Source organism: Pseudomonas sp. W15Feb34 (assembly GCF_023127765.1).
Lineage (GTDB): Bacteria > Pseudomonadota > Gammaproteobacteria > Pseudomonadales > Pseudomonadaceae > Aquipseudomonas > Aquipseudomonas synxantha_A.
On record NZ_SPKN01000009.1, the window covers coordinates 1 to 15,778 of the forward strand.

The 15,778-nt window shown below is 59.8% G+C and carries 14 protein-coding genes and 1 pseudogene; 8 read left to right on the forward strand and 7 right to left on the reverse strand.

The genetic code is table 11. The features are described from left to right. The first annotated feature begins 146 nt into the window (after positions 1–146). From E4O97_RS03965 to E4O97_RS03975, 3 genes are read left to right on the forward strand one after another with little or no spacing between them, the layout of a single operon-like run. Positions 147–806 (forward strand): paraquat-inducible protein A, encoded by a 660-nt coding sequence (locus E4O97_RS03965; protein WP_248131927.1) that lies wholly within the window; start codon positions 147–149, stop codon positions 804–806. Beyond that, positions 793–1,416, forward strand: a complete 624-nt coding sequence (locus tag E4O97_RS03970; RefSeq protein WP_032878056.1) for a paraquat-inducible protein A — start codon at positions 793–795, stop codon at positions 1,414–1,416. The genes E4O97_RS03965 and E4O97_RS03970 overlap by 14 nt, the downstream gene beginning before the upstream one ends. Next, complete coding sequence (locus tag E4O97_RS03975; protein WP_248160874.1) at positions 1,409–3,712, forward strand: MlaD family protein; 2,304 nt, start codon at positions 1,409–1,411, stop codon at positions 3,710–3,712. Before E4O97_RS03970 ends, E4O97_RS03975 begins: the two co-directional genes overlap by 8 nt. A 186-nt stretch (positions 3,713–3,898) precedes the next feature. On the opposite strand, the gene mksF is transcribed toward E4O97_RS03975, so the two are convergent. The 3 genes from mksF to mksB are packed head-to-tail and all read right to left on the reverse strand — an operon-like array spanning position 3,899 to position 8,710. Further along, entirely contained in the window at positions 3,899–6,739 is a 2,841-nt protein-coding gene (mksF, locus tag E4O97_RS03980; protein ID WP_005784503.1) for an Mks condensin complex protein MksF, read from the reverse strand. Continuing rightward, a complete protein-coding gene (gene mksE, locus E4O97_RS03985) occupies positions 6,736–7,443 on the reverse strand; it encodes an Mks condensin complex protein MksE (RefSeq protein WP_032878054.1) in 708 nt (235 codons plus the stop codon). Before mksE ends, mksF begins: the two co-directional genes overlap by 4 nt. Then, positions 7,433–8,710 carry an Mks condensin complex protein MksB gene (gene mksB / locus E4O97_RS03990; protein WP_005784507.1) on the reverse strand — a complete coding sequence of 426 codons (1,278 nt, stop codon included), beginning with the start codon at positions 8,708–8,710 and terminating at the stop codon, positions 7,433–7,435. Before mksB ends, mksE begins: the two co-directional genes overlap by 11 nt. A gap of 187 nt (positions 8,711–8,897) precedes the next feature. Here mksB and E4O97_RS03995 point away from each other — a divergent pair, with 187 nt between their 5' ends. Both E4O97_RS03995 and rimI read left to right on the forward strand, forming a co-directional pair. Beyond that, complete coding sequence (locus E4O97_RS03995; RefSeq protein WP_056845582.1) at positions 8,898–9,644, forward strand: hypothetical protein; 747 nt, start codon at positions 8,898–8,900, stop codon at positions 9,642–9,644. Continuing rightward, positions 9,637–10,089, forward strand: coding sequence for a ribosomal protein S18-alanine N-acetyltransferase (gene rimI, locus E4O97_RS04000; protein WP_003188286.1), 453 nt, complete (start codon positions 9,637–9,639; stop codon positions 10,087–10,089). Before E4O97_RS03995 ends, rimI begins: the two co-directional genes overlap by 8 nt. A gap of 58 nt (positions 10,090–10,147) precedes the next feature. Here the strand turns inward: rimI and E4O97_RS04005 are convergent, their stop codons facing one another. After that, the gene (locus E4O97_RS04005; protein ID WP_032878051.1) at positions 10,148–10,552 is read right to left on the reverse strand and encodes a hypothetical protein; all 405 of its coding nucleotides are present in this window, start codon (positions 10,550–10,552) and stop codon (positions 10,148–10,150) included. A gap of 139 nt (positions 10,553–10,691) precedes the next feature. On the opposite strand from E4O97_RS04005, the gene can reads away from it, so the two are divergent. After that, on the forward strand, positions 10,692–11,336 hold the full coding sequence (can, locus tag E4O97_RS04010) for a carbonate dehydratase (protein WP_005784518.1): 645 nt from the start codon (positions 10,692–10,694) through the stop codon (positions 11,334–11,336). Here can and E4O97_RS04015 read toward each other — a convergent pair. The 3 genes from E4O97_RS04015 to acpA all read right to left on the reverse strand — a co-directional run bounded on the left by E4O97_RS04015 (position 11,333) and on the right by acpA (position 14,975). Beyond that, on the reverse strand, positions 11,333–11,848 hold the full coding sequence (locus tag E4O97_RS04015) for a hypothetical protein (RefSeq protein WP_032878050.1): 516 nt from the start codon (positions 11,846–11,848) through the stop codon (positions 11,333–11,335). The genes can and E4O97_RS04015 overlap by 4 nt on opposite strands. A gap of 137 nt (positions 11,849–11,985) precedes the next feature. Continuing rightward, the gene (locus E4O97_RS04020) at positions 11,986–13,155 is read right to left on the reverse strand and encodes a hypothetical protein (protein WP_078820212.1); all 1,170 of its coding nucleotides are present in this window, start codon (positions 13,153–13,155) and stop codon (positions 11,986–11,988) included. 119 nt (positions 13,156–13,274) lie between these two features. Next, entirely contained in the window at positions 13,275–14,975 is a 1,701-nt protein-coding gene (gene acpA / locus E4O97_RS04025; RefSeq protein ID WP_248160875.1) for an acid phosphatase, read from the reverse strand. Positions 14,976–15,132: 157 nt separating this feature from the next. Between acpA and E4O97_RS04030 the strand changes: the two genes are divergently transcribed. Both E4O97_RS04030 and E4O97_RS04035 read left to right on the forward strand, forming a co-directional pair. Beyond that, the gene (locus E4O97_RS04030; RefSeq protein ID WP_248160876.1) at positions 15,133–15,423 is read left to right on the forward strand and encodes a nucleotidyltransferase family protein; all 291 of its coding nucleotides are present in this window, start codon (positions 15,133–15,135) and stop codon (positions 15,421–15,423) included. Then, positions 15,420–15,762: pseudogene (locus E4O97_RS04035) on the forward strand (DUF86 domain-containing protein). The gene E4O97_RS04030 and the pseudogene E4O97_RS04035 overlap by 4 nt, the downstream one beginning before the upstream one ends. Positions 15,763–15,778: the final 16 nt, after the last annotated feature.

Consider the following 15,778-nt stretch of genomic DNA (forward strand, 5'->3'; position numbering starts at 1 on the left):
GGGGTTTTGTTTTGGGCGGTCGAAAAGTGTCCACTCTATCCGCGCACGGCTGGCATCCCTCAATCGCCCGACAAAATTGCACAGTTATTTCCGAGCCAGAGCACTAGAATAGCCACCTAACTATTTTTAGAGTCAGAGCCCTATCTATGCCCGATCCGGTTGATGCCGTTGAGGTGTCGGATTTACCACTGGACGACCTGGTGGCATGCCATGAGTGCGATTTGCTGATGCGCAAGCCAGCGCTCGCCCTTGGCGAAAAGGCCCAGTGCCCACGCTGTGGCTACGAGTTGTACGCTCACCGCCACAATGTGGTCGAGCGAAGCCTTGCTTTAGTACTTGCGGCCCTGCTGCTTTACATCCCGGCGAACTTTTTGCCCATCATGCAGCTCAATCTACTCGGGCAGTCCTCGGAGGACACCGTATGGAGCGGCGTTGTTGGCTTATTCGATACCGGTATGCAAGGCGTTGCTGCCGTTGTGTTCTTGTGCAGCATGGGGATCCCCTTGCTAAAGCTGCTCTGCCAATTGGCAGTGTTGCTCAGCATCCGCTGGAACATCGGTCGCAGTTACGGGCTGTTGTTGTACCGCATCTACCACCATATGAAGGATTGGGGGATGCTGGAGGTCTACTTGATGGGCGTACTGGTGGCAATCGTAAAGCTCGCCGACATGGCCTCCATCACGATCGGCCTGGGTCTGGTCTGCTTCGTCAGTTTATTAATGGTTCAAGTTCTGCTTGAGGTGGTGATGTCACCCCATCAGATCTGGCAAGCACTGTCAGGAGAGGATGACCATGCGGGCGATTGATGCAGGCATTCTGATTTGTACCGAATGCCATGAATTGAACAAGCAAGAAGCGGATACCGACGAGCAACTCTGTACCCGTTGCGGCGCGTTGATCCATGCGCGTCGCCCCAATAGCCTCACCCGTACCTGGGCATTGCTGATCACCGCAGCAATCTTGTATATCCCCGCCAACCTGTTGCCCATCATGACCGTCAACTCCCTCGGCCAAGGCGACCCGAGTACCATCATGGCGGGGGTGATCCAGCTGGTGCAGCACGGCATGTTTCCTATCGCCGCCGTGGTGTTCATCGCCAGTATTCTGGTGCCGACATTCAAGTTGGTAGGCATCGGCCTGTTGCTGTTCTCGGTGCAGCGTCACCAACCGCTGTCCGCGCAACAACGCATTGTGATGTACCGCTTTATCGAATTCATTGGCCGTTGGTCCATGCTGGATATCTTCGTGATCGCTATCCTGGTGGCGGTCGTTAACTTTGGGCGACTTGCCAGTGTCGAGGCCAATCTCGGCGCTGCAGCGTTCGCCAGTGTGGTGATCTTGACGATGCTTGCCGCAGTAACTTTCGATCCCCGACTGATTTGGGATAACACGGAGTCGGACGACGACCATGAGTGATTTGCCTAAAGCTAAAACCCGCCCGGCCTCCAATTGGTCGGCTATTTGGGTGTTGCCCCTGATTGCCCTGATCATCGGTGGCTGGCTGGGGTGGCGCGCCTACTCCCAGCAAGGTCTTGAGATTCAGGTCCGCTTTGAGAGCGGCGAGGGTATTCAAGTCAACAAGACTGAAGTGGTCTACAAAGGCATGACCGTAGGTAAGGTCAAGACCCTGGCCCTGGATGACGAAGGCAGTAATCGCGGGGTGATCGCCACCATCGAGATGAACAAGGATGTAGAGCAGTATCTGAGGACCAACACCCGCTTCTGGTTGGTCAAGCCCAGCGTCAGCCTCGCCGGCATCACTGGCCTGGAGACCCTGGTTTCGGGTAACTACATCGCCGCCAGCCCGGGCGATGGTGAGCCCACGCGCAAGTTCAAGGCGCTGTCTGAAGAACCACCGTTATCCGACGCCAAGCCGGGCCTGCACCTGACGCTCAAGGCCGACCGCCTGGGCTCGCTGAACCGTGGCAGTCCGGTGTTCTACAAGCAGATTCAGGTCGGCCAGGTCAAAAGCTATCTGTTGTCCGAAGACCAGAGCATCGTTGAGATCAAGGTTTATATCGAGCCGACCTACGCCAGCCTGGTGCGCAAGCACACGCGTTTCTGGAACGCCAGCGGCATCAGTATCGACGCCAACCTCTCCGGGGTGAAGGTGCGCAGCGAATCGCTTTCCAGCATTGTGGCCGGTGGTATCGCCTTCGCCACGCCTGAGAATCGCCAAGACAGCCCACCCACCGACCCGAGCCTGCCTTTTCGCCTGTACGAGGACTTCGATGCCGCCGCAGCCGGCATCAAGGTCAAGGTCAAACTCACCGATTTCGAAGGCCTCCAGGCCGGGCGTACCCCGGTCATGTACAAAGGCATCCAGGTTGGTAGCCTGAAAACCTTGAAGATCGACCCGGACCTGTCCAGCGCCAGCGCCGAGTTGACCCTTGATCCTTTGGCCGAAGACTACCTGGTCCAGGACACGCAATTCTGGGTGGTCAAGCCGTCCATCTCCCTGGCAGGCATCACCGGCCTGGAAGCACTGGTCAAAGGTAACTACATCGCGATCCGCCCGGGTGACAAAGGCACCCCGCCACAACGTGAGTATGTGGCCCGCGCCAAGGCGCCGCCGTTAGACCTGCGCTCCCCCGGCCTGCACATGGTGCTGCTCACCGACAACCTGGGCTCGCTGGATGTCGGCAGCCCGATTCTGTACAAACAGGTCAAGGTGGGTTCGGTGCAGAGCTACCAGTTTTCACGCAAGAAGAAGCAACTCGTGATCGGCGTTCATATCGAGAAAGAGTATGAAGGCCTGGTCAACGGCTCGACACGTTTCTGGAACGCCAGCGGTGTCACTCTCACTGGTGGGCTCACCGGTGGCATCCAGGTCAAAAGCGAATCCCTGGCCAGCCTGATGGCCGGTGGTATCGCCTTCGAAACACCGGAGCCCAACGTTCCCCTGAAGCACCGTATCCCGCGCTTCCGTTTGTTCGCCGACCGTGACGCCGCGAATCAGCATGGCACCCTGGTGACGATCAAGGTCGATCGTGCCGACGGCCTGCGCCCCGGTACAGCCGTACGCTTCAAAGGCCTCGATGTTGGCAAGGTCGAGAGCGTCGACCTCAGCGCCGACATGCAGTCCGTATTGCTGCGCGCCCGTATTACTCAGGTGGCTGATCGTATCGCCCGCGCAGGCAGCCAGTTCTGGGTGGTCAAGCCGGAGCTGGGCCTGATGAAGACCTCCAATCTTGAAACCCTGGTCACCGGGCAATACATCGAGGTGCAGCCTGCGGTGAAAAATGCCGGGCCGCAAAAAAACTTTGTTGCACTGGATCAGCCGCCGGAGGCTGTCCATCAGGAGCAAGGTCTGAGCCTGACACTCAGCGCCGCTCGCCGTGGTTCGCTCAAAGAAGGCGTGCCGGTCACTTACCGTGAAGTCACCGTGGGCAAGGTCACCGGCTATGAACTGGGCCAGACCGCCGACCGTGTGTTGGTGCATATCCTGATCGAGCCCAAGTACGCACCCCTGGTACGCAGTGGCAGTCGCTTCTGGAACACCAGCGGCTTCGGTCTCGACTTCGGCCTGTTCAAGGGCGCGACGGTGCGCACCGAGTCCCTGGAGACCTTGGTGGCCGGCGGTATCGCCTTTGCCACGCCGGATGGCGAACGCATGGGCAACCCGGCACGGCCACAGCAGACCTTCCCGTTGTTCGATAAGTTTGAAGATGAGTGGCTGACCTGGGCGCCCAAGATTCCACTCGGTAAATAAACCGATGCGCGGCCTTCGCGAGCAAGCCCGGCTCCCACAGGGATATGCATTTTCAGCAAGTATGCATTCCAACTGTGGGAGCCGGGCTTGCCCGCGATGAGGCCCACAAACACACCGCAAATCCCAAGCCGAAAAAAAGGCCGCGATCCAAAAGATCGCGGCCTTTTTGCATGTCAGCGCAACGCGTCAGACCTCATCCAGCTCCGGCTCATCGGCTTGCACATTCATCGTCGCCTTCACCACATCATGGCGACGGATGTATTTCCAGTCCGCCTCATCAATGTAGATTCCGTTCGGCCCGCTGCCGCCTTCCAGGTCGATCGCCACCTGGGCGGAGACCTGCGGCTTCACACTGGCCAGGATCGGCACGAAGCCCAGTTGCAAGCTGGTTTCCAGCAAGGCAGCCTGGTTCTTCTCATCAATGTCTGCAGCCTCATCGAGGTAATACGGCAAACGCACACGGCCGGCCTGGTCACGGTCCATCAAGTGCAACAACAAGTACATGTTGGTCAGCGCCTTGATGGTCATGGTGGTGCCGTTGGACGCGGCGCCATCGATGTCGGTATGAATCACCGGCTGACCGTGCACCTTGGTGATCTCGAACGCCAGTTCGAACAAGTCCTTGAGGCCCAGCTGGTTATGGTTGGCCGCAACGAGGCGCGCCAGGTATTCCTTGGCCTCTTCGTTCTTGTTGTCCTGCTCGGCGCTCTGGCTGAGGTCGAACACCGACAGCGTTTCGCCTTCTTCATACTGGCCAGCACTGTGGATGATCTGGTCGATATGCTTGAGGGCTTCCTTGTTCGGCGCCAGCACGATGCGAAAACTCTGCAGGTTGGAGACCTGGCGTTTGTTGATCTCGCGGTTGAATAACGCCAACTGGTGTTCAAGGCTGTCGTAGTCGCTACGGATATTGCGCAGGGTACGGGCAATATCGGTCACCGCTGCTCGGCGTGCCTTCCCCAGCGTCAACGCCTCATCGGTGCGGTGCGCGTAAGCGTTGATCAGCAGCTGCAGGCGACGCTCCATGTCATCTTCGCTGTCGAACTTGGCCACACCCTTGAGGCGCACCTGAGCGTACAGGGCTTCGATCTGGCCGTCGGCGCGCAGCAAGCCCTGCCAGCTATCCTGGTAGTCATTGAGCAGTGGCAGCAAGTTGTCCATGGAGTCGTCGACCGGGTCCATGAACGGCGTGCCGAACGGCAGGTCCGCCGGCAACAGCTGACGACGACGCAACGCATCATCCAGCGTGCGTTGCTTGGCTTCCATATCGCCGATCTGGCGGCCGACCAGTTGCAGCTTGGCCGATAATTGCTGGACGCGCTCGGTAAAGGCATCGCTGGAGCGCTTCAGCTCATCCTGGGCGGCTTCCATTTGCGCCAGGTTTTCCAGCTTCTCGCCTTCTTCTGCACTTAGGGTCTGGGTGCGGCGGAAATCTTCCAATGCCTTCTGAGCATCCAGCACCTGCTGATACAGCGCTTCGGTCTGGGTCTTGCTCGCCGCGCGGTCGGAAGCTACGGCCTGCTGGGTTTTGAGTTGCTTGAGTTCTTTTTCCAGGCGCTCCTTCTGGTCGCGCAATGCGGCGCGGTCGGCCAGGGCCTGCAACGCAGGCGGCTCGATGTGCGAGATGTCGATGGACAGCCCCGGCACTTCAAAGCGCTCGCCTTTGAAGCCATCGAGAATCTGCTCCAGGGATTTGACCCACTGGCCGTCCTCATCCAGCGTGATGCCGTGCTCACCCAGAGGCAGGCTGAACAACGAGCTGTTGAACAGGCGCATCAGGCGTTCGACATCCTGTTGCGAGAACTCCTCGCGCAGCTTGGCATAGCTGTTGTTGTCGGCGTGATCGAGTTGCTGCCTGACCGACTTCAAGCGCTTTTCCAGGTCGCGCAGACGCTCGTCCAGGTCCTCGGCGCTGAACTGTCGCGACTGCGCCAATGCGCCCGCCAGTTCATCGTGGGCGTCCTTGGCGGCGAGCAACTGTTGCTCCAGCACCTTGACGTCATCCACCAGGGCAAAGCGATGCTTGAGTACCGACAGCTCGCCCAGCCAACGCTGGATACCGCTGATCTCCCGCTCCAGACGCATCAGTTCCTGAGTACCGCCACGCTGGTCGTTCTGCAGCGCGTCCTGCTCGTTGCGGTAGTGCTCGGCCTGGATGGTCAGCTCTTCCTTGCGCGCACTGGCGTAGTCCGACCAGGTGCCCAGCAACGAATCCAGCAGCGGTGACAGGCGATGCAGTTTGCCGCGCAAGGCGTCGCGTTGTTTCACGCCATTGGCCAACGCCTCGACCAACGGCCCGGCAGCCACCAGCGAGTTGTAGTCCTGCTCCATGCGTCGCACATCACGGAAGGCTTCTTCGCACGCAGCGATGTAGTCGACACTGCCTGAACGCAAGCTGTGTTCGAACGCGTCGAGGAACAGTTGCTTGAGCTTGGCCGCGGTGATTTCGCGCATGTGCAGCAGGTTGATAAACAACGCACGGAACGTCTTCAAGCTCTGTTCGCTGGTGGAGCGCAGCGGGATCAGGGTCAGGTCCAGCGGGATCGACGTATGGCCGCCCACCAGCAAGCGCCGCAGTTCATCAGGCTTGAGTTCGTAGGCTTTGAGGCCCTCGCGCTCAAGGTTGGTAAACAGCTCTTTCTGACGCAGACAGGTGTCGTTTTTCTGGTAGTGAGCCAGGTCCAGCTTGCCCGCATAGGCAAAGAACTGGTGACCGAAACCGCCGCCCGGCCCGCGTCCGACCACGCCGATGACGTGCGGGCCGTGGGGCAGGGAGACTTCTACCAGGATGTAGCTGGTATCGGTGGCAAAGTAGAAGCGCCGCGATTGTTCCAGCGTGTACTTGCCGAAACTCATGTCCGACATGCGCGCCAGGATCGGGAACTGCAAGGCGTTGATGGATGCGGATTTACCCAGGTTGTTCGCGCCATACACCGACAGCGGCTCTTCCAGCGGGAACAAGCCCAGGCTGTAACCGGCGGTGTTCAATAGGGCGAAGCGGCGGATGCCGTAACGTTCCTTACTCATACGTCGGTTTCCTGTTCTTCGGCAATGGCTCGGGCCAGGGCGTCTTCTTCGCTTTCCTCATCAAAGGCGCTAAGGTCCAGCGGGTCATCGGTCTTCAGCAGTTTTTCATCGCTGTCTTCGTCGATGATCACTGGCACCGGCAGCGGCAATACGCTGTGCACGCTGGCGGCGAGGTCGCGGTCCTGTTGCACCGACAGGCACACGTCGAGGAAACGGTGCATTGGTGGCAGGAAGCGGTAGATACCGTTGTCTTCGCTGGCAAAACCGAGTTGGGTCATGCGACGCATGATTTTTTCTTCGAGCTCTTCCTGGGTCTGCACTTCGGCCTGGATAAACAGGTCGCGGTACTTCTCCAGCAACGAAGGCAATTCGTCGCGCCCCAGGCTGCCGCCGTCGAGCACGGCAACCGGGTCGCGGCCCTGGTCGGCCAGGTGCTCGACGAGAATGAAGGTAAACAAGGCCAGGCGCTGGGCGGTCTTGTTGACCTGCGCGGCAGCCACGGCGGTGTCCGGGACGAAGTAGTAGAAACCGCGGGTATCGCATACCAGCTCAAAGCCCAAGGCCTTGAACAGCGTGCGGTACTGGTCCTGGAAGTTCGACAGCTGCGCGTACAGCTCCGGGTCGCGGCGGCTGACGTGGTAACCCTTGAACAGCTCGCGAAAAATCGGCGCCAGCTGGGACAGTTCGGATAGATCAAGATGCATAAGGGGTGCTCGCAGAATTCTCGGTGGCGTCAACGCCGGCCGGGAGCAGGGCGAAGGAGCGCAGGCTGACCTGATGCTCGTGGGTGTGGTAATCGCGACGTTCCAGGCGCTCGCGCTTGAAGCGTTTTTCCCGGGATAGGCGTGAAAACCAGTACAGCAATTCGTCGGTGGCGCCGTCGGGCTCCTGTTCCAGCAGCCAGGTCATCAGGTCCGGCATCGGCAGGGCGTCTTCGCAGCGCTCGAGCATTTCCTTGACCGTACGCGGCGCGCGCGGGGCTTCGCCCTTGTGGGATTTGTGCGCCTTGGGGAATCGCGCCGGTTTCGGCTCGAAATTGGCCAGGGCATACACATAAGCCTCGACCTGGCTGGCGCTGCCCAGGAAGGTGCTTTGCGGTCGGGTGAACATCGGCATCGCCGCTTGCGGCACCGCGTCCAGGCCTTTACGGCGAATCGCCGACAAGGCTAGCGCAGCGCCGCGAGTCACTGCGTTATGCCGGCGTGCTTCTTCGCGCAGCGGCAACAGCAGCTCGCGCGCATGGCGCAAGGTCAACTGGGCGCTGGTCTGCATTTCGAGGATGCGCGCGTGAGTGCGCAGCAGCATGTCGTCGTCCACCAGGTGGCCAAGACGCTGTTGCTCGGTGAGCATGCGCAGCAGCACGTTTTCCACCTTGCGCACGCCTTGCTCGAAGGCGCCGTCAGCGTTCACCAGCTGAATCATCGGCTCGACGTATTCGTCCCAGGTTGCCAACACCTCGGCGTAGCGCTGGCGCAACGGGATCTGGCGGTCGCTGGTCTTGGCGCGATCGGCCACGGCGGCGAGGGCCTGTTCGTCGTTGGCAAGTTTTTTCAGCACGTCGCGCACGCGCATATCCAGCAAGCGCAGTTGCCGGGCCAGGTCATGGCCGTCGCGGATGTCGAAGGCGTCCTGGATATAACCGGCCAGACGCTCGAGGTGGCGCAGGTAGGCTTCGATTTCCAGGCACAGGCCAAGCCGGTGCTCCTTGCGAAGATAAGCGAGGAAGTCGTGGATCTGCGCGTTGAGCTCGAAACGGTTCGGGCTCTTGGCGACAGGTACCAGGATATCCAGGCGAATCCACACGTCCAGCAGGCTGGTAATGTCCTGGGGCGTGCTGTCCAGTTGTTGGGCGGCCAATTGTGCGCGCAGCTCGCTCAGGCTCAGGGTGCCTTGGTCGAAGTGTTCGCACAGAGGCTCAAGTAAGGCCCAGTGTTCGGCGAGGGCGCGCAGGACGCGCTTGGGTTCGATCATGGGAATGGCCGGCTGGTTGGCGATTAAAAGTCGCGATTGTACTGCATCAGGCGCGGGATTTATCCACAGCCGGTCAGTGCGCAGTGGGCGATTGTTGCCGAACAGCGGTAGAATCCCCGCTCTTTACTTATCCACAAGTGGCCGAGCTGTGCTTATCGAGTCCCGACGTCGCGCTTACTTGACCGCCATGCAGGTGGTCAACTGGCTGCCCCGCACCGAACTGCCGTTTGCCGCGCCGTCGCGGCCCGAGTTGTTGCAGGCGCTTGAGCCCTATGAGGCGTTCGAGTCGTCGGGGGAAGAGGCTGCCGCGCCCGTGGCGGTGGTCAAGCCCCCAGTCGAAACACGCCCGGCGGTCGAACGGGCAAAGATCGAAGTGCCACGCCCTGCGCCGGTGACCAAGGCTGCCAAGGTGGTGGAGGAGGCCGCGCCGGTGGTCAAGGCTCCGGTAGTGCCGCCGCCCCGCTTTGCCCTGCAATTGCTGCGGGCCGGGCGTTGCCTGTTGCTGGTGGAGCTGCCCACCGGCGAGCGCTTCCAGTCCCGCGACCCGGCCTACCTGCTGCTCAAGGACATGCTGCGCGCCGCCGGCCTGCCCGACAGCCCGCAAATCATCGGTGAGCCTGTACGCTGGCCGCTGCTGGTACGCGGCACCATGGACCAGGGCCCGGAAGCTGCGCGGGATTTTGTCCAGGGCTTTGTCTCGGCGCGTCTGGAAGACGAACCCTGCGTGTGCCTGTGGCTGATCGGCTTGCCTGCCGTGCGGTTTGCCGGTGAAGCCAATGCCGAGGCCTGGTACCGCGAACTGCAGGTCGACAGCCTGGGTTCGGTATGGGCCCTGCCGGGTCTGGAATTATTAATGGAAGAGCCACAGCGTAAGGCTGATGTCTGGCAAGCCATGCGCCGGCTGATGGCGCGCTGGAAAACAACTGATGAGTGAGGCTTTATCCTTCCGCCCGATGACCGAGGCCGACCTCGACGCGGTGCTGAAAATCGAATACGCGGCGTTCAGCCATCCCTGGACGCGAGGGATCTTTCTCGACGGGCTGGGCAAGTATCAAATCTGGCTGATGTTCGAAGGTGAGCAGCAGGTGGGCCATGGGGTGGTGCAGATCATTCTCGATGAAGCGCACTTGCTGAACATCACCGTTAAACCGGAAAACCAGGGGCGCGGATTGGGTTTGGCGCTGCTGGAACACCTGATGTCCCGTGCCTACGCGGCCAACGCGCGGGAATGCTTCCTGGAAGTGCGGGACAGCAATACCGGGGCTTTTCGGTTATATGAGCGCTATGGCTTCAATGAGATTGGCCGACGCCGGGATTACTACCCTGCTGTGGGTGGTCGCGAAGACGCGGTCGTCATGGCTTGCACCCTCGTCGACTAAATACCGGAACCAATGTGGGAGGGAGCAAGCCCCCTCCCACATTTTGAGCTGCGTTGTGTCAGCGTTTGCCGTTGAGCGGGTCCAGATCGGCCAGTTCGGCCTCATCCAGGCCATTTCCGCCACCAATATCCTCTTCACCAACAACACTCAGATCGTAGTCCGCCGGGCTGTCTTCTCCTTCCTCCCGAGCATCTCTGGCACCGTCCTCGTGAATCAGCGTTTCCGGGCTCATATCATCATCGGTTGATTCATGATCAGCGGTCGAGGCCCCGGTCATCCCGGCCTCTCGTACCCGTTCGTCGGGCATCAGCTGCTCGCGCTCGCCACGCGGGATTTCATCGCCGATTTCCGCTGTCTGGTCCTCTTCGTCAAAATCCAGCTCGCGCATCGAACCCATGCGGTCTTCGTTGTCGTCGATCGGTTCCGGCTGGGTTGCGCCGTAGGGACGTCGTGATTCAGTCATGGCCAATCCTCATACTGTGGGGCTTATAGTGTGTGGACAGGCGCTGAGCCCCAAAGATTCAAGCTAATTTGCGCCAGGCGTGACCCGGACGAGGGGTTGTCAGTCACAAAACTGCGCATCATTCCTGAGGCTTTCCCTGATGAACGAACTACAAGACCTGCTTGATAACAACGAACGCTGGGCGGATGCGATCAAACAGGAAGATCCCGAATTCTTCGCCAAGCTCGCCCGCCAGCAAACCCCGGAATACCTGTGGATCGGTTGCTCCGACGCGCGGGTGCCGGCCAATGAGATCGTCGGCATGTTGCCCGGTGATCTGTTCGTGCACCGCAACGTGGCTAACGTGGTGCTGCACACCGACCTTAATTGCCTGTCAGTGATCCAGTACGCGGTGGACGTGCTCAAGGTCAAACACATCCTCGTCACCGGCCACTATGGCTGCGGCGGCGTGCGTGCGTCGATGCAGGACCGCCAGTTCGGCCTGATCGACGGCTGGCTGCGCACTATTCGTGATCTCTACTACGAGAACCGCGAACTGCTGGCTCAACTGCCAACTGAAGAAGAACGCGTTGACCGCATGTGTGAACTCAATGTGATCCAGCAGGTGGCCAATGTCGGTCACACCAGCATTGTGCAAAATGCCTGGCATCGTGGGCAGAGCCTGTCGATCCATGGCTGCATCTACGGCATCAAGGACGGTCGCTGGAAGAGCTTGAACACCACCATCAGTGGCTTCGAGCAACTGCCGCCGCAGTACCGCCTGCGTCCGTTGGGCGAAGCCTAGGACCTTTTGTTTTCGCGCCACCAGGCCAGGCCTTGGGCGTTCAACGGCTCTTTGCTGCCGGTGATCCAGCCCCGGCAGTTCAGCTCGCCGCAATGGCAAGCGAACTGCCGGTAAAGCGCGTCTTCAGTAATGGCGTAATCCAGGGTCAGCAGGCTGCCTGCGGTAATGGTGTTCAGGGTCCATAGTTCCATGTACGTGGTGTCCAGGAGCACGTTCGGCTTGCAGGAGTGCCGTATCAGGCCGCAGAACCATCTATCGTACAAGTGAATACGCGGCGACAGTTGCAGCGTATGCGCCCGGCGCTCGCTGACTGCGTAGCCTGAAACCAGAGCGATGCGTACTCGACTGTCAAAGTCGATGCGAGCCTTGATGCCACCCCGCTTGCCATTAGGGTATCGCACGACCTTGAATTGTGCGGTCGAGGGGTAACCCTGTTCCACCTGCAGCGTCTCAAAGGGGTAGAGGCAGTCATTCACTGCCGTTTTAGCCTTATCCATGGCTTGAGTCTTCATCACTCTCCTGAATTGGGCTGCATGGATCTGGGGTGTTCTGACTGCCAGTCTTGCAGCAAGTGGGCGCAAGCCAAGACTCGCCGAAGTTGAAGCCGGTTTCTACTGCCAGATCTGACAGTAGAAACCGCGGGTTCGCGTTAAAGCGCGGGAGAGGTAACAGTGGGGGGCGGCGCGGCGTTTTTCAGCTGCTTCAATTGCGCCTTGATAGGCGGTGTGGCGCACTTGGTATTGGCCTGCTCCGGGGTCAGGTTGCGCACCGAGGTGAAGAACAGCTCACAGGTCTGCTCCTTGCGTGTGACCTGCCAGGTATTCAAGCAGGCTTTGAGCAACACATTCGCATCGCTGGCGGGTTTCTGGCCCATGCCCGCTTGCCAGCAGGCCGCGCTTAAATCCTGCCCCATTACTTTCAATCCGGCCTCGTCGGCCTTTTGTTCATCTCCGTCATAGCTTGCCGGGTCCGCCGCGTACCAGATGTAGCTGGGGTGGTTGGCGCCCAGCACTGACACGCTCGTGCCTGGTGTCGGGCTGATCTGGGTCAGCTCCAGCACGCCGACGTTCTGACCGTATTGTTGCTTGAGCCAACTGCGCACCGGCGCGCCGAACGCCACCATCGGCAGTGAGCCGTTGGCGTGCAGACTCAGTTCCTTGACCATGCGGGTCTGGTAGTCGGTGAAGTAGCTGTAGACGCTCTCGAGATCCTTGCCTGCGTTGGACGGTGCGGCGATGGGCGCGATATCGATGATGGTCTGGTAAGCCGGTGTCTCGCTGGCCGGGATGCCGTTGTCGGTAAGCAAGGCCGCCCAGCGGTCAGTGGTGGCCGACTCCAGGTAGTCCTGGGCCTGGGTGAGCGAGTAGTCCGGAGGAAAGTGCAGCAGTTCGATGCTCTTGCGGTTCTCCAGGGCCATGCCCAGCGGCAGGAACAGGTACCAGTTATAAGCCCACTTGCCATCGCTGTTGAGCCGGCTGGCACCCTGATAAGCGAGGTCGGCGGTATTGAGCAAGGTGGTCAGGGACTGGCCGTAGGTGTCCGGTACGCCGCTGAAATTCGCCCAGACCTGGCCATCGTGGGTTTTCACACTGACCCTGGCGCGGCTGTAGCCGTCACGCTGCAGGCTCTGGTTCAAGTAGTGCTCAGCGGTCTGCTCCAGCGTCCATGGCCGAAAGCAGATCACGTTGCAGTTATTGGGAAATGCGAATAACTGGGTGACGCGCTGCGTACTGCCCAGAGGCACCTCGATGTCGGCCTGTACGACCGCACTCACCAGCAGTGCGGCGAGGGTGAAGGACAGCCTGGTCGTTTTAAACATAGTTGGTTCCTTGTCAGCGACGCCCGTCTGCGCGGGATAAAAGCCCACCTGCACACAGTAGCGGCTGACCGGGAAAATCGCGTGTTAAATCGCCAGGCATGTCGTTATTGGATAAGCCTCTACGGGTGAAATTGCAAAGCGTTGGTCAGGTCGCCCATGGGCTTCTGGCCGCGGGCGATCATCGCGTCGTCACGCTGCTTGAGGCCGTCCAGAGTCTCCAATTGGAACACTCGGGTGATCAAACGCAGGATCGATGCAGTGTCGTACACCGTGTGGTCAACCGTGCCTTTGCGCGCAAACGGCGACACCACCAGGGCCGGCACCCGCGTGCCCGGGCCCCAGCGGTCACCCTTGGGCGGCGCGACGTGATCCCACCAGCCGCCGTTTTCATCGACGGTGACCACCACCACCATGTTTTTCCACTGCGGGCTCTCTTGCAGCACTTTCAGGGCGCGGGCGATATGGCGGTCGCCCGAGGCCACATCGGCATAACCGGCGTGCATGTTCAGGTTGCCCTGGGGTTTGTAGAAACTCACGGCCGGCAGCTTGCCGGCCTGGGCATCTGCGAAGAACTTGTTCGTGCTTGATTCATCCCCCAAGCCGCCGTCGCGCAGGCGTTTATCACGTTCCGCACGGTTTTGCGGACCTTGCTGCTTGAAGTAGTTGAACGGCTGGTGGTGGTACTGGAAGTTCGGGATCTTGGGGATCCCGCCCGAATCCTTGAACTGCTCCAGAGTGGCCTGCCACGCGCCGGCATACCAGGCCCAGTCAACGTTCTTTTTCGACAGCTTGTCGCCAATGTGCTCGTGGGTTTGCGGCACCAGCACATTGGGCAGGTCAGGCTTTGAGTAATCCGGGTTTTGCGGGTCGCGAATCCAGGTGGGCCAATACGGCGGGGCCAGGGTGTTTACGGCGTAACCGTCCGGGGTCAGCGCGCTGGGGCCGAACTGCGGCGGGCCGGTCATGGCGCTGGCCGGGGACGCGTCCAGCGGCTTGAGGCGCGTGTCGGTGGGGTCATCACTTTGCAGCGTGGCGATCTGCGCCTTGGCCACCGATTGCGCGGCATTGGGATAAACCGGCGCCGTGGCGCTGATCAGGTAGTGGTGGTTAAGAAACGAGCCGCCAAATGCGCCCTGGAAAAAGTTATCGCAGAGCACAAACTCCCTGGCAACGTCCCACAGGCGCAGAGAATAACGACTTTGGGCGTAATGGCCCATCACCAGGCCCCCGGTATCGCCCCAGGCGACAAAACCGTCGTTCTTGCCGCCGTTGATCTGCATCTGGTTTTGATAGAACACATGCCACAGGTCGCGGGTTACCAAGCTCAATGGCAGGTCTTCGGCGTTCGGGCCCTTGAGGGCAAACGGTGCGTTGGAAAGGTTTTCCTGGAATTGCACACCGCTGGGGTAGGTCACCCCGTCGACCGTTTGCGGGCCTACTTGCAACACACCGCCCCATGTGGGCGGCAGGCTGGCCAGCACACTACCGTCGCGGTCGCGCTGCCGGGTGTCAGTGGCGGATAACGCCGACAGTGGTTTTTCAAGCCCGGGGAAATCGGCAAACAGGTTGTTGAAGCTGCGGTTCTCGGCGTAGATCACCACCACGGTTTTAACCTGGTCGCTCAAGGCCTTGTCCAGTTCCTGGGGCGTGAGCGGCCTGGCTACCGGTGTGCTCGGCGCTTCGCTGGTATGGCCGCAGGCACTCAAAGTCGCGCCTACCCCCAACACCGCCGCACCGCCGAGGAAGCGCCGACGGCTGGTGTCGACCGGCGTTTTGGGGGCGCAGTCGTGGGTAGGGCGGTTGTTGTGCTCGTCACTCATTGCGGGGGGAGTCCTTGGCGAGATGTTGCAAGATATTTCGCAGGACGGTAGCAATGGAATGTGACGGAACGAAGACACACATGTGATGTGCGGGGCGTGTCTACACAGAGTAAGCGCTGCTAGACTGGGCTTCTAATGCACACCATCGAGGTGAGTCGTGAAACCTTCAACTGCACTTGATCTACAACGAGCAACTGTCAGAGAAGTGATAGGACGTTTCCAAATATCAAACCCGAGAGTATTTGGGTCTGTATTAACGGGTACCGACCAAGAAGGCAGTGATCTTGATTTGTTGGTTGATGTGCCACCGGGGACAACTCTTTTTGATCTTGGCGGGTTGCAGGTCGAGCTTGAGGACTTGTTAGGCGTCAATGTCGACCTGTTGACGCCTGGCGACTTGCCTTTGAAATTTCGCGCCAAGGTGTTGGCTGAGGCCCGTCCTGTATGACAGAAAATCGCTTAGGGGATTATCTGGAGCACATAAGGCAAGCTGCCACTGACGCTATCACTTTTGTAGAGGGCTTGAGCAAAGAAGAGTTTTTGGAGGACCGGCGAACACAACAAGCTGTGGTCATGAAGCCTGATCATCGTTGGTGAAGCGTCGACGAAAATCATGGATCAGCATCCGGACTTCGCGGCACGCCATTCACATATTCCTTGGCGCAATATGCGAGCGATGCGCAACCGAATCGCTCATGGTTACTTCGATATCAACTTGGATGTTGTTTGGGACACGATACAGAGTGCATTACCTGATCTATTGGCACGCCTTCCTGTAAATCCTTGACCGCAGCTGTTCTACC

Excerpts from the sequence above, each read along its gene's own strand:
- E4O97_RS03965 (WP_248131927.1), top strand. The coding sequence starts at position 147 with ATGCCCGATCCGGTTGATGCCGTTGAGGTGTCGGATTTACCACTGGAC.
- E4O97_RS03970 (WP_032878056.1), top strand. The coding sequence starts at position 793 with ATGCGGGCGATTGATGCAGGCATTCTGATTTGTACCGAATGCCATGAA.
- E4O97_RS03975 (WP_248160874.1), top strand. The coding sequence starts at position 1,409 with ATGAGTGATTTGCCTAAAGCTAAAACCCGCCCGGCCTCCAATTGGTCG.
- mksF (WP_005784503.1), bottom strand. The coding sequence starts at position 6,739 with ATGAGTAAGGAACGTTACGGCATCCGCCGCTTCGCCCTATTGAACACC.
- mksE (WP_032878054.1), bottom strand. The coding sequence starts at position 7,443 with ATGCATCTTGATCTATCCGAACTGTCCCAGCTGGCGCCGATTTTTCGC.
- mksB (WP_005784507.1), bottom strand. The coding sequence starts at position 8,710 with ATGATCGAACCCAAGCGCGTCCTGCGCGCCCTCGCCGAACACTGGGCC.
- E4O97_RS03995 (WP_056845582.1), top strand. The coding sequence starts at position 8,898 with ATGCAGGTGGTCAACTGGCTGCCCCGCACCGAACTGCCGTTTGCCGCG.
- rimI (WP_003188286.1), top strand. The coding sequence starts at position 9,637 with ATGAGTGAGGCTTTATCCTTCCGCCCGATGACCGAGGCCGACCTCGAC.
- E4O97_RS04005 (WP_032878051.1), bottom strand. The coding sequence starts at position 10,552 with ATGACTGAATCACGACGTCCCTACGGCGCAACCCAGCCGGAACCGATC.
- can (WP_005784518.1), top strand. The coding sequence starts at position 10,692 with ATGAACGAACTACAAGACCTGCTTGATAACAACGAACGCTGGGCGGAT.
- E4O97_RS04015 (WP_032878050.1), bottom strand. The coding sequence starts at position 11,848 with ATGAAGACTCAAGCCATGGATAAGGCTAAAACGGCAGTGAATGACTGC.
- E4O97_RS04020 (WP_078820212.1), bottom strand. The coding sequence starts at position 13,155 with ATGTTTAAAACGACCAGGCTGTCCTTCACCCTCGCCGCACTGCTGGTG.
- acpA (WP_248160875.1), bottom strand. The coding sequence starts at position 14,975 with ATGAGTGACGAGCACAACAACCGCCCTACCCACGACTGCGCCCCCAAA.